Raw genomic sequence first — 12,594 nt, forward strand, 5'->3', positions numbered from 1 at the left:
TAAGGGCTGAGCCCTGTATGAGTGCAAACATGCCTCAGCCATGTCAGGCAAAGGTATCGGATAACTGTAAAAAAGCGGTCAGCGCGGCTGAGTGATTATCTTTGCGCCAGGCGATGCCGATTTCCACTTGTGGCACATCGTCCAGCAAGGCATGGTAGACCACACCGGGCCGCTTTAAGTTCGCGACGGATTGTGGCACAAGTGCGATTCCCATGCCAGCAGAAACCAGTCCGACGATGGTTTGCATCTGTATTGCCTGTTGCCCTATCACCGGCGTCAGGCCTGCCTGTGCAAAGCAGCTCAGGATGGCGTCATGCAGAGCGGGCGCGATCCGGCGCGGGAACAGGATGATTTCCTGCCCCACACATTGCGCCAGTTGCACTGGTCCTGGTGGCAGCAACTGTTCAGGTGCGGCCAGTATCAGCGCTTCATTCAGTATTTTGCGGTAATGTAAATCCGCCTGCAGATGTTCAGGCAGTGGCGGGATCAAAAATCCCGCATCAATTTCACCGGCTTCCAGCGCCTGTAGCTGCACATCAGTAGTCGCTTCACGCAGCGCAATTCGTATCCCGGGTGATTGTGTGCGGTATTGCCTTAGCAGTGGTGGCAGCACGCTGTAATCGGCAATCGAGACAAAGGCCAGATGCAGCTTGCCCAGGGTTCCGGCGGCATAGCCTTGCATCAGTTCGGGCAGTTGCTGTGCCTGTTGCAGTAATTTTTGTGCCTCCGGAATCAGCGCATTGCCCGCTGCCGTCAGGCTGATCTGGCGTGTGCTGCGGATAAATAAGCTGGCTCCCAGCGTTTGCTCCAGTGCCTGTATCGCTTGCGACAAAGGAGGCTGAGTCATGTGCAGGCGTTGAGCGGCGCGGCCAAAGTGCAGTTCTTCGGCCACAGCCAAAAAATAGCGTAATTGTCTGAGCTCGGGAAGTTTGTGATCTGCGGATGTCATTAGCGTAAAAAAACCGACAGTCAGCGTCGGCTTTTGATGGCGGGCTTAGTGTTGGCCTTACTGTCGGCCAGTCTTTTTATCGAAAGTGCGCTTGATACGCTCTTGCTTCATTTTTTCATAATGCGCGCTGTCCTGGCGTTTATCCAGTCCAAATAAGCGCTCAAAAAATTCGAACCAGAGGAAGGCAAACACCGCGAGTCCGACTATCCACCACCACGACATACTGGCGAAAATCGAGACTTCAGCCAACTTTAACACTACTAACAAAATCAGAGGAATGATGAGCAGCATAGAACCGTATCCTTTAGATAAAGCACACCGTCAGACTGGCGATGTAATGTATGAAGAGTAAAGCGGTATTTGTAACAGGTCAACACTTTCTCAAGTTCTGTTCTAACTTGAGAAAATACAGCTAAAATGAACACGCATTTTTAACCTGGAGAGAGCAATGAAAAAAACTGTATACGCAGCAGCACTGATGGCTGTTTTTGCATCTGGTTCCGCAATGGCTAATGCTGATCTGGCAAAGGCAAAAAACTGTATGGCTTGCCATAACGTGGATGCTAAAGTGGTTGGTCCTGCTTACAAAGAAGTCGCAAAAAAATATGCAGGCGATAAAACAGCAGAAGCCAAGCTGGTACAAAAAGTATTGAAAGGCGGCTCGGGTACCTGGGGCGCGATCCCTATGCCAGCGAATGCCCAAGTCAGTGAAGCCGAAGCGAAAACGCTGGTGAAATGGATACTGGCATTGAAATAATGCCTGCAGCGGCCGGTTCCGGCTGCTGAGATGCAATAAAAAAACCGGCAGTGCGAACTGCCGGTTTTTTTTAATGCGTGTAAGGCTGATTACTTAGTGACAGTCAGCTGTTCACGCTTACCTGCTTTGTATGTGAACAAAGTCAGTGTACCGTCTTTGATGTCGCCTTTGTCATCAAAGGAGATATCGCCAGTCACACCTTTGTATTTGATCTTTTTCAGCATAGGCAGGTATTTTGCCGGCTCAGCAGAGTTCGCCTGTTTCATCGCTTCTACCATGGTCATGACTGCGTCATACACATACGGTGCATAGATCTGTACTTCTACGCCAAATTTTTTCTTGTAGGCGGCTTTCCAGTCATCATTGATTTTTTTCTGTGCATCCAGAACGCCACCGGCTTCTGCGCAAACGACCTGGCCTTCACCGATACCATCGCCAGCCAGTTCAATCAGCTTCGCGCTACAGATACCGTCACCGCCCATGAATTTAGCATTCACGCCCAGCGCTTTCATCTGACGCAGCATAGGACCTGCAACAGAATCCATACCGCCGAAGAAAATCAGGTCAGGTTGTTTTGCTTTGATGGTGGTCAGGATCGCTGCAAAGTCATTGGACTTGTCTGTCGTGTGTTCCTGTACCACGATTTCTGCGCCTTTACCTTTTGCGCCTTTCATGAATTCTTTAGCAACGCCTTCGCCATACGCGGTTTTGTCGTCGATCACAGCGATTTTCTTCGCTTTGGAGATCTGTACTGCGTAACGGCCTAAAGTGCCACCCAGCTGACCGTCATTCGCCACTACGCGGAATGCGCCTTTGAAACCCTGGTTGGTGTAAGGAACAGCTGTTGCGGAAGGGGAGATCTGAGGAATGCCTGCATCGTTATAAATTTTGGAGGCAGGAATAGTCGTACCGGAGTTCAGATGGCCGATTACGCCGTTGACTTTCGCGTCAACCAGTTTTTGCGCAACGGTAGTACCTTGTTTTGGATCGCCGCCATCATCTTCTGCCAGCAATTCGAATTTAACTTTTTTGCCGCCGATGGAAACGCCTTTAGCGTTCAGCTCTTCAATCGCCATTTTGGCGCCGTTTTCATTGTCTTTACCCAAGTGGGCAATCGCACCGGACACAGGGCCTACGTGACCGATTTTTACTACCATTTCCTGAGCTGCCGCAGAACCAGCGAAAGCGAAAGCGATTGCGCCAGCCAGTGGAATCATTTTAGTTTTGAACGACATGAACATACTCCTAAGGTTTATTTTAAGTAGGACAACAATACTGCTAACCAACTTATTCAGAAAACTGAATAGACAAAAGGTACAACAGAAATTTTATTTCGCAAAGCTATTTTGTGCGGTTTTTCCTGCCAGGCAGCATTTTTTATATGCCTGATTTTTGGGAGGATTTGCACCAAAATTGGACTAAAAATCAACTGTTTTTTTGGGGATAGAGTTGTCGCCAGCCTGTGTAAATACGCGCAAGACGGCTTAGTTAAAAAATATGTGCGGTGCAGCATAACAATGAAAATACAACTTGTGTTTTGCCTTGCTGAGAGAGACAGGCGTTGAGCAGATTTTGCACAGGTGTTATTCGCACCAGAATGATGCGTAGCAGCAACGGCAGGTTGCATTAAGGCTTTGTTTATCTGCTCAATGATGAACGGTTGACGGGCAGCGCGTGTATGCTGAAGTGACCCAAGGTAGCTGAATCAGATTGAAAATTGAAAATCGACTTCAGGTCGGCGTCCGGCCATGATATCTGCCAGCGCATGCGCAGATCCGGCGGCCATGGTCCAGCCCAGACTGCCATGCCCTGTGTTCAGATACAGATTCTGAATCCGGCTGGTGCCGATGTAGGGACGATTGGATGGCGTAAGCGGGCGTAGTCCGGCCCAGAAATTGGGGTGCTCGTAATCGCAGGCATCAGGAAATAATTCTTGCGTACGGCGACGTAATGCTTCGCAGCGCACAGGATTGAGGGCACGGCTGTAGTCGTTGATTTCGCAGGTTCCTGCCACGCGCAAGCGTGAACCCAGACGGGAGAACACCAGCTTATGCGCATCATCGGTCAGCGATACCTCAGGCGCAGCCTGGGGATTGCTCACATTAAAGGTCGCCGAATAGCCCTTAGCTGGAAAAATCTCCAGCCGGATACCCAATGGTTTCAGTAAGGCGGCTGAGTAGCTGCCCAGTGCCATCACATAGGCATCCGCTGAAAGTTGTTGGTGCTGTCCTTGCGGATTAATGATTTCTACGGCCAGTATGTTGTTGTCTTCTGCATCCGGAATCAGGCGGCAAATTTCGCTCTGGAATAAAAACTGCACCCCAAGCTTGCGTGCTTGTTGCGCGAGCTGCTCAGCGAATAGCCGGATGTCACCGGATTCATCGCTGGCGGTGTAATCGCCGCCGACCAGGCGCTGGGCAATCGGATGTAGCGCAGGTTCGGTTTGCAGCACCTGCTCACGCGTCAGGGTCTGGCGTTCACAGCCGAGTTCACGCATTAGCGCAGCAACACGCTGGGCGCGGGTGAATTCCTGCTCATCGGTATAAAAATGCAGGATGCCGCGCTGTAAATCATCGTAGGCGATGCCGGTGTCTGCACGTAGTTGTATCAGGCAGCGCCGGCTGTAGTCGGCCAGTGCCACGATCTGACGTAAATTCTGCCTTGTTCTGTGCGGGCTGCATTCGCGCAGAAAAGCCAGCGCCCAGCGCCATTGCTGCCAGTCCGCATGCAGGCGGAATAGCAGCGGTGCGTCTGCTTTGCCAAGTGAGCGTAACAGGATGCCGGGCGCGGCGGGATTGGCCCAGGGTTCGGCATGCGAGACTGAGATCTGGCCGCCGTTGGCAAAGCTGGTTTCCAGCGCCACTGCAGGCTGCCGGTCAATTACGGTGACTTCATGCCCCTGACGTGCCAGATACCAGGCACTACAGGTGCCTATGATGCCAGCGCCAAGAATGATCACTTTCATGGTTCAGAGTCTTCGCAAAGTCAGACGGTGGGATAGCCGGATGGTCAGGTAGCCTGACTGTCAGAGTGTTCCGGGGGAGAGTATGGGTCTGGTACTGACTGGTCTGAGCGCTAAGCTGCTCAGTCCACGCTGCGCATTATTTGCCTGAGCGCAGTTTGGAAATTTCCTGATTCACCGAGCGCGTGATCAGTTCTTCCAGCGATTTACTAAGACCTGCCCGGATATCGTCCGCCAGTTTATCGACCGCTGTTTGCAGTACATCGGCCAGACCATCCCTGACCCGGTGTTCCAGCACAAAATCCACGCGCGTCAGCACTTGTTTGAGCACGGCTTCTTTTACATTCTGTTCCAGCTCTTGCCAGTCTTGCTGAGGCTCGCTATGGCTGTGCTGCTCCATAGCCACATTCATGTCCTGCGTCGCTGGCTGGTGGGAATCTGCCACAGCTTGTGCTGTGCTTGCTTCTGCATCAGGCAGAATGACCTCAGTCAGAACGGGAATATTGGCATCGATCAGATTACTCATCTTATTTGGCGGGATAATGGCTGAGGCTGTGCCCCTGCTGTTGATAATGGCGATAGCGCTCGCGCCCGGACAGGGTCTCTGCCTGCTCCTGACTCACGATTTCTATCATGCGGCCAAATTGTTGATAATGTTCAGGCACGCTGGTGCTCAGATTGATCAGCAAATCAAAATTCGGGCAGTCATTGAGCCTGCCTGCACTGAAAATGATGGGGGTGAGACTGGCGTGTGCGTGATCCATACCTACATGCGGCAAAAACTCTGCTTCCGTCAGCGTCCACAATGCCTCATCCAACTGACGTAGCTGGCTGGTATCGGTATCGAACACCACCAGCCTGGCACCAGCGTTATAGGCTTTACGTATCAGACGGCAGGTGTAATTCAGCTTGTCAGCGACATTGCTGTGAAAGTCTATCTTCATTGTTCAGAACCGGAATCCATTGTCAGCTTCTTTTTTCACAGGTTCAGGCTGCTTCTTTTTCTTCGCCGCCGGTTCTGCTGCCTTGTTTGCGGCAGCTGTGACGGGCGCAGCACTTTCCGCAGCCGGATAACGGTAATCACCAGGCAGCATATTACTGGCCGGGTAACCGGCACTGCTGAGCGCGCCCTTCCAGTCCTCAGTATTGTAACCATGCAGACCACGGCTACCTACCTGTAAATAAGGCAGTTGGGTATCGCCGCTGACTTGCTGCAGCTTGTCGCTGTCTTCTTTGGTTTTCACTGTTTTTTCGGCAAATGGAATGCCTGCAGATTTCAACAGGGATTTGCCTTCGTTGCATGGAGCACAGTTATTGCCGGTATAAATTGTGACCGGGTTCTTACCTGCGGCCAGTGACAGTTCGTAAGGAAGGCGGTTGCTTTCGGCAGCAGGATTCAGGCTGCGGGTTTCCAGCAGTTTTTGATTGGCGGCCGGTGGGGTGTCGGAATACGTGATTTTCCCGTCCGGACCCACGGTCTTATACAATTGCGCATGGGCTTGCGCGGCACATAGCAACATCGCGCAAGCCAGCAGGGCAGGGCGGAATGCTTGAGGAAAAGTAGACATCGCTTTCTCCATTTGCTGAAATCAGGCGGCCATGCCGCTATGGCGTAATAAGGCATCGATGGCAGGTGCTCTGCCACGGAAGGCCTGGAAAGATTCCAAGGCCGGGCGCGAGCCGCCAACTTCCAGAATCTCACGCCGGAAGCGTTCACCGGTCGCAGCAGACAGACTGCTGCCTTCCTGCGCTGCCGTCTCTTCAAATGCCGCATACGCATCGGCGGATAAGACTTCTGCCCATTTGTAGCTGTAATAGCCAGCCGCATAGCCACCGGCAAAAATATGGCTGAAGGAGTGCTGCATACGATTGAAAGCTGGCGGCATCAGCACGGCAACCTGCCGGCGCACTGCATCCACCACATCTTGTATGCCGGTGCTGCTGTTTGCCGGATCGAACTCACTGTGCAGACGCATATCCATGAGTGAAAATTCAACCTGGCGCAGGGTTTGTAAGCCGGAATGGAAGTTTTTAGCCGCAATCATTTTGTCGTACAGCGCGCGCGGCAGCGTCTCACCTGTATCGATGTGCGCAGTCATTTCCTGCAATACGTCCCACTCCCAGCAGAAATTCTCCATGAACTGAGATGGCAGCTCGACCGCATCCCACTCCACACCGGAAATGCCGGATACCGATAAATCCTCGACCTGAGTCAGCATATGATGCAGACCGTGACCAAATTCATGGAACAGGGTGATGACTTCATCATGAGTGAACAAGGCCGGGCGCGCCACGCCATTGATATTGAGCGGTTCCGAGAAATTACAGACCAGATAGGCCACCGGCGTTTGTATGCGTTCACCGATACGACGACGGCCACGCGCATCATCCATCCAGGCGCCGCCGCGCTTGCCGGAGCGTGCATACAGATCGAGATAAAACTGACCCAGTAACTGACCATCTTTTTCTATACGGAAGAATTTGACATCCGGATGCCAGGTAGGTGCCTGATCCGGCAAAATCGAGACTGAGAACAGGGTTTGGATGACACGGAATAAACCGGCCACGACCTTATGTTCAGGGAAGTATTGTTTGACTTCCTGCTCAGAAAACGCATAGCGTTGTTCGCGCAGTTTTTCAGAGACATAGGCGACATCCCAGGCTTGCAGTTCCGTCAGGCCGCATTGTTCCTGTGCGAATTGATGCAGCTCTTGCAAATCCTGTTCTGCAAAGGGACGCGCACGCTGCGCCAGATCTTCGAGGAAGCTGATCACCTGTGCCGGTGAGTCAGCCATCTTGCTGACCAGCGACACTTCAGCAAAATGTGCATAGCCGAGTAGCTGCGCTTCTTCACGTCGCAAGGCCAGTAATTCACGCATGATGGTGCTGTTATCCCAGTCAGGATTTGCACCCAGCTCTGAGGCCTTGGTCGCATTGGCACGATAAATCTGTTCGCGCAGGTTGCGGTTTTCCGCATACTGCAGCAGGGGATAATAAGACGGGAAATGCAGCGTGAATTTATAGCCGGATTTGCCGTCTTTTTCTGCCGCTGCCTTGGCGGCATGAATCACATCTTGCGGCAAGCCGCTGAGCTCTTGTTCAGACTCCACCCACAGACCGAAATCATTGGTGGCATCGAGTACGTTTTCAGAAAAACGGGTGGTCAGCGCAGCTTGCTGTTCCTGAATTTCTGCATAACGCTGCTTTTTGTCGTCCGCTAATTCTGCACCGCTCAGACGGAAGTCGCGGATTGCATGTTCGACGATGGTTTTGCGTGCTTGCGAATAAGATGAAAAATCCGGACTCGCCTGCAGTGCTTTATAGCGCTCAAACAGCGCCAGATTCTGGCCGAGTTCGGTCCAGAATTCGGTCACAGCGGCCTGATTGTCGTTGTAGGCCGCACGCATTTCCGGTGTGTCAGCAACGGCATTCAGATGGCCGACCACACTCCAGGCGCGTCCGAGTTTTTCTGTCGCCTCTTCCAAAGGCTGGACGAAATGTTCCCAGTCCGGCGCCTCGCTTGCGCTGCTCAGACGGGCCACGACTGCGCGTGCCTGGCTCAGCAATTCGGCAATTGAGGGCGTTACCTGTTCGGCGCGGATATCTTGAAAACGGGTCAAATCACTCTGGTCCAGCAATGGATAGGCTTGCTTCATATTTACATTCTTTCTGCAGCTTCGATAGTATTCACCAGTAACATGGTGATGGTCATAGGGCCCACGCCACCTGGTACCGGCGTGATGTAAGCCGCGACTTCTTTACTTGGCAGGTAATCGACGTCACCACACAGTTTGCCTTCATCATCGCGGTTCATGCCGACGTCGATCACGACTGCACCTGGCTTAATCATATCGGCGGTGACCAGATTACGTTTGCCAGTGGCGACAACCAGAATGTCGGCATTGCGGGTGTGTGCGCCCAGATCACGGGTCTTGGAATTACAGATGGTGACGGTCGCGCCCGCTTGCAAGAGCAACATGGCTTGCGGCTTACCGACGATATTGGAAGCACCGACCACGACTGCATTGGCGCCGCGTACCGGGTAGTTAATCGATTCCAGCATTTTCATCACACCATACGGTGTACATGGACGGAACAGCGGCTGGCCAGTCATCAGCAAACCGGCGTTACTGATATGGAAGCCATCGACATCTTTTTCAGCAGCGATCGCTTCAATGACTTTATTGGCGTTGATATGCGCAGGCAAGGGAAGTTGCACCAGGATGCCGTTAATTTTCGGGTCCTGATTCAGGCGTGTGATATGCGCCAGCAATTCAGCTTCACTCAGCGTGCCTTCGTATTTTTCCAATATCGAATAAAAGCCACAATCCTCGCAGGCTTTGACTTTATTGCGTACATAGACCTGGGAGGCAGGATTGTCGCCAACCAGTATCACTGCCAGACCAGGTTGCTGGCCTTTGGCAGTCAGGGCGGCGGCGCGTTGTTTGACGTCGGCGCGGATTTGTTGGGAGAGTTCGGTTCCGTTGATGATTTGGGCGGTCATGATGGTGGGTAGGGAGCTAGGTCAAAGCGTGATTATAAAGGATGCAGCGCGGCTATAACGCACAGACTGGTGCCTGCCCTTCACTGTTGCGGACTTCATCTCTTTTTAGTCGCTTTTTTTTGCCATTTTACTTAAATTTTTTATACGTATTTGTACTTAGTTGGCAGATGTTTTGTTGTTTTATCGTAACTGGAATTCATAATTCGTTGACACTTAAAACGCCTGATGGCTTCATCTCATTTGTGAAAATTGATTTTCAGATTAGTCATGAATTTGCAAAATCTGATGGAAAGTTTTTCTGCAACTGCCGAGGTCTGGTGGTAATGGGTGTTAATTAAAATATATAAAACTGGAGTGTGACTATGTATAAAGAGAAAGTGTTGGCGCGTTCATTGCGCGTCATGTTTTCCGGTAGCCTGATGGTGGCCGCCGGGATCGCCGCCTTGCCTGCTCAGGCCCAAGCGCAAGCGCAGGAAAACAGCAAGATTCAGCGCGTGGAAGTCACTGGCACCAATATCAGACGTGCAGAAGCAGAAACAGCTTCTCCGATACAGATTATTAACCGCGCTGATATTGATAAATCCGGTAAGGCAACTGTGGCTGAGTATTTGCAAAGTCTGGCCGCAGATGGCGCCGGCTCACTGCCAACCGGTTTTGGTAACGGTTTTGCGGCGGGTTCTACTGCGATTTCCCTGCGTGGTCTGGGTGCGACTTCGACGCTGGTGTTGCTGAACGGTCGTCGTATGGCATCGTTTGGCCGCGCTGACGACGGTCAGAAAACCTTCACCGATCTGAGCACCATTCCTATGGAAGTGGTGGAACGAATTGAGATTCTGAAAGATGGCTCCTCTGCGGTGTATGGCGCGGATGCGATCGCAGGCGTGGTCAACATTATTCTGAAACAGAATTACAAAGGCATCGTTGCTTCTGCCTCTGCCGGTACCTCTAAATACCATGACAACAATCAGACTAAGGCTGCGCTGACAGCCGGTTTCGGCGATTATGATGAAGATCGCTATAACCTGATCCTGAATGCAGAAGTTTACAAATCTAATGAAATTCATAACAAAGACCGTAAAGGGCGTGATTGGATCGGTGCCGGCGATCTGCGTCCTTGGGGCTATCCGATGGCAACCCAATTCGCTGCTGGTTATATCTCCGGAAATAATTCGGCCAGTGCCAGCCCGACCGGTTCTATCCGTGATCCGAAAACCCTGGATTACGTCTCTTTGCCTGGTTGCTCAGGTTTGTCCGCAATTACTAATCAGGATCCGAAAGGCGGTTGCCTGTGGAATCAGGATCAGTTCCGTTCCATGCAGCCACAAATCGATGGCGTGAACCTGTTCGCACGCGGTACCTGGAAAGTATCTGAAGATCTGCAAGCTTATGCAGAGTTCGGTTATTCCCAGCGTAAAACCGGCTTTGATCTGACGCCACCTAGCATCACGCCTACCGTTGCCTTCCCGCCAAATGCAGGAAATCCGAACGGTGTCATCAACTACGGTAACACCATGCTGCTGGGCGCAACCCATCCGCAAAACCCGTATGGCGTTCCGGTGCGTATGCGTTATTCTGCGTTTGATATCGGTGTTCATCGCCGCAATGCAGACAACTCCTTCAACCGCTTTGTTGCGGGTTTGAAGGGTAGCTATGCCGGCTGGGATTTCGATACAGCTTTCCTGCATTCGGAATCCAAGCTCAAGCTGGAATACACCAATATGTTGAATATGGCTGTATTGAAGTCAGCGCTGGGTGATGCGACCAGTCCTTACTTCCCTTACTATATCGGTGCTCAGGCAGGTAAGAATTCTGCAGCTTTGTACAATGCACTGCGTCGCACTGCAGTCGCAGATGGTAAAACGCAGATGGATATCATCGATTTCAAGGCCTCACGTGAACTGATGAAATTACCGGCTGGTTCTCTCGGTCTGGCCGTGGGTGCGGAATACCGCAAAGAATCCTATGACTCACCTGCGCTGAGCGGCAGTGAAGATGGTTCTATCAACTCCAGCTATGTAGCAGCAAAAGGTGATGAAAAAGTTTATGCGCTGTATGCTGAAGTGCTGGCACCTATCGTTAAATCGCTGGAGGCCTCTGCTGCAGTTCGCTACGACAAATACACCAACTTTAATTCCACCACGCCGAAACTGGGTATCAAGTGGACCCCGTTCAAAGAACTGGCTTTGCGTGGTACTTACTCGGAAGGTTTCCGCGCACCGGGTGCCGCTGAATCCGGCGCGACCAGCCAAAGTACCGGTTCTGCCACCGTGCGTGATCCGGTACGTTGTCCGAATGGCACACCGCTGCCAGGTGCGACCACAACCGACTGCTCACTGACTGTAGCGGCGGTGAAAGTGGGCGATCCTAGCCTGCAACCGGAAACTTCCAAAGGCTATACCCTGGGTATGGTCTGGGATCCCCTGCCTAACACCAGCTTTGCGATTGACGCCTGGAAAATCAAGCGCAGCAATGAAATCAACCCACTGGCCTATGCCGAAGCGGCTGCCTTGCCGACCGCGATCCGTCAGGATAACAACCTGACTATCAATGGTGTGGTGGTGCCTAACACCGGTACCCTGGTGATTTCCAAAGCACCTTACCGTAACTCCAGCTTCACAGAAATCCGTGGTCTGGATCTGGATGCGAAACAACGTTTCAATCTGGGTGAATACGGCAAGCTGACGGCCGATCTGCGCTGGACTCACGTCATTTCCTGGAAGCGCGTAGAGAAGAGTGGCATCTCTTATGAATATGTCGGCACGCATGGCAACTGCGACACATCCAACTGCGCCGGTACACCAGCAGACAAAGTCAATTTTGTGCTGGGCTGGGATAAAGGCGACTGGAATGTAACGGGCCTGGTCAACTATCGCGGCAAAATGAAGAATGTCTATTTTGAAGGCGACCTGTGCGCTTCCAAACTGGCTGACGGCAGCAATGCGCCAACTGCGGATTGCACACTGGCTTCGTTCACGACAGTAGATCTGTCTTTCCGCTGGAAAGCCATGAAAAATCTGGAAGTGTTTGGTTCGGTGCAGAATCTGTTCGACAAAGTTGCTCCGCTGGACCCGCTGACTTACGGTGGCATGAGCTACAACCCTATGGATGCCAGCGGTGCAATTGGCCGTTACTTCAAAGTAGGCTTGAAATATCAGTTTAAATAATTGTGTGAGCAGGCTGACGCAACATGAAAGCGATCATGCCGGGTTTGCCTGAGCAGGCAAGCTTTTGAACTGCAAGTCAGGTATTAAGCAAAAAAGCAGGGCAATGAGCAATCATTGTCCTGTTTTTTTTTCGTCATGATTACCGGTCGCCGTGATCGCAAAAAAACGACAAATCCTGATGGGTGATGTGGCAAAAGCGATACACAAAGTACGCTCCTCATAGTGTGTTGCAGTGCAAACAAAATCCCGCATTATGAA

Annotated in this window: 11 protein-coding genes; 2 read left to right on the top strand and 9 right to left on the bottom strand. The window is 51.8% G+C overall.

The genetic code is table 11. The annotated features are described in order from the left end of the window. Positions 1 to 43 precede the first annotated feature (43 nt). Together H8K43_RS16345 and H8K43_RS16350 are read right to left on the bottom strand one after the other, a co-directional pair. Positions 44 to 949: a LysR family transcriptional regulator gene (locus H8K43_RS16345; RefSeq protein ID WP_186904828.1), complete on the bottom strand. Its 906-nt coding sequence runs from the start codon at positions 947 to 949 to the stop codon at positions 44 to 46. A 57-nt stretch (positions 950 to 1,006) separates the two neighbouring features. Next, the gene (locus tag H8K43_RS16350) at positions 1,007 to 1,240 is read right to left on the bottom strand and encodes a TIGR04438 family Trp-rich protein (RefSeq protein ID WP_186904829.1); all 234 of its coding nucleotides are present in this window, start codon (positions 1,238 to 1,240) and stop codon (positions 1,007 to 1,009) included. A gap of 157 nt (positions 1,241 to 1,397) precedes the next feature. On the opposite strand from H8K43_RS16350, the gene H8K43_RS16355 reads away from it, so the two are divergent. Then, a complete protein-coding gene (locus tag H8K43_RS16355; RefSeq protein WP_186904830.1) occupies positions 1,398 to 1,706 on the top strand; it encodes a c-type cytochrome in 309 nt (102 codons plus the stop codon). An 89-nt stretch (positions 1,707 to 1,795) separates the two neighbouring features. On the opposite strand, the gene H8K43_RS16360 is transcribed toward H8K43_RS16355, so the two are convergent. The 7 genes from H8K43_RS16360 to folD form a co-directional block, all read right to left on the bottom strand. After that, positions 1,796 to 2,941, bottom strand: a complete 1,146-nt coding sequence (locus tag H8K43_RS16360) for a branched-chain amino acid ABC transporter substrate-binding protein (protein ID WP_186904831.1) — start codon at positions 2,939 to 2,941, stop codon at positions 1,796 to 1,798. Between the two features lie 470 nt (positions 2,942 to 3,411). Beyond that, a complete protein-coding gene (locus tag H8K43_RS16365) occupies positions 3,412 to 4,671 on the bottom strand; it encodes a D-amino acid dehydrogenase (RefSeq protein WP_186904832.1) in 1,260 nt (419 codons plus the stop codon). 136 nt (positions 4,672 to 4,807) lie between these two features. Beyond that, positions 4,808 to 5,194 (bottom strand): hypothetical protein, encoded by a 387-nt coding sequence (locus H8K43_RS16370; protein WP_186904833.1) that lies wholly within the window; start codon positions 5,192 to 5,194, stop codon positions 4,808 to 4,810. Between the two features lies 1 nt (position 5,195). After that, positions 5,196 to 5,612, bottom strand: coding sequence for a DNA polymerase III subunit chi (locus H8K43_RS16375; RefSeq protein ID WP_186904834.1), 417 nt, complete (start codon positions 5,610 to 5,612; stop codon positions 5,196 to 5,198). Between the two features lie 3 nt (positions 5,613 to 5,615). Then, positions 5,616 to 6,236, bottom strand: coding sequence for a glutaredoxin family protein (locus tag H8K43_RS16380; protein WP_186904835.1), 621 nt, complete (start codon positions 6,234 to 6,236; stop codon positions 5,616 to 5,618). Between the two features lie 21 nt (positions 6,237 to 6,257). Further along, entirely contained in the window at positions 6,258 to 8,324 is a 2,067-nt protein-coding gene (locus tag H8K43_RS16385) for a M3 family metallopeptidase (RefSeq protein ID WP_186904836.1), read from the bottom strand. A 2-nt stretch (positions 8,325 to 8,326) separates the two neighbouring features. Continuing rightward, positions 8,327 to 9,172 (bottom strand): bifunctional methylenetetrahydrofolate dehydrogenase/methenyltetrahydrofolate cyclohydrolase FolD, encoded by an 846-nt coding sequence (gene folD, locus H8K43_RS16390; protein ID WP_186904837.1) that lies wholly within the window; start codon positions 9,170 to 9,172, stop codon positions 8,327 to 8,329. A gap of 362 nt (positions 9,173 to 9,534) precedes the next feature. Between folD and H8K43_RS16395 the strand changes: the two genes are divergently transcribed. After that, complete coding sequence (locus H8K43_RS16395) at positions 9,535 to 12,336, top strand: TonB-dependent receptor (RefSeq protein WP_230404057.1); 2,802 nt, start codon at positions 9,535 to 9,537, stop codon at positions 12,334 to 12,336. Positions 12,337 to 12,594: the final 258 nt, after the last annotated feature.

It is taken from the genome of Cognatundibacterium curvum, assembly GCF_014284235.1.
GTDB classification, from domain to species: Bacteria; Pseudomonadota; Gammaproteobacteria; order Burkholderiales; family Burkholderiaceae_D; genus Undibacterium; species Undibacterium curvum.

Excerpts from the sequence above, each read along its gene's own strand:
- H8K43_RS16345 (WP_186904828.1), bottom strand. The coding sequence starts at position 949 with ATGACATCCGCAGATCACAAACTTCCCGAGCTCAGACAATTACGCTAT.
- H8K43_RS16350 (WP_186904829.1), bottom strand. The coding sequence starts at position 1,240 with ATGCTGCTCATCATTCCTCTGATTTTGTTAGTAGTGTTAAAGTTGGCT.
- H8K43_RS16355 (WP_186904830.1), top strand. The coding sequence starts at position 1,398 with ATGAAAAAAACTGTATACGCAGCAGCACTGATGGCTGTTTTTGCATCT.
- H8K43_RS16360 (WP_186904831.1), bottom strand. The coding sequence starts at position 2,941 with ATGTCGTTCAAAACTAAAATGATTCCACTGGCTGGCGCAATCGCTTTC.
- H8K43_RS16365 (WP_186904832.1), bottom strand. The coding sequence starts at position 4,671 with ATGAAAGTGATCATTCTTGGCGCTGGCATCATAGGCACCTGTAGTGCC.
- H8K43_RS16370 (WP_186904833.1), bottom strand. The coding sequence starts at position 5,194 with ATGAGTAATCTGATCGATGCCAATATTCCCGTTCTGACTGAGGTCATT.
- H8K43_RS16375 (WP_186904834.1), bottom strand. The coding sequence starts at position 5,612 with ATGAAGATAGACTTTCACAGCAATGTCGCTGACAAGCTGAATTACACC.
- H8K43_RS16380 (WP_186904835.1), bottom strand. The coding sequence starts at position 6,236 with ATGTCTACTTTTCCTCAAGCATTCCGCCCTGCCCTGCTGGCTTGCGCG.
- H8K43_RS16385 (WP_186904836.1), bottom strand. The coding sequence starts at position 8,324 with ATGAAGCAAGCCTATCCATTGCTGGACCAGAGTGATTTGACCCGTTTT.
- folD (WP_186904837.1), bottom strand. The coding sequence starts at position 9,172 with ATGACCGCCCAAATCATCAACGGAACCGAACTCTCCCAACAAATCCGC.
- H8K43_RS16395 (WP_230404057.1), top strand. The coding sequence starts at position 9,535 with ATGTATAAAGAGAAAGTGTTGGCGCGTTCATTGCGCGTCATGTTTTCC.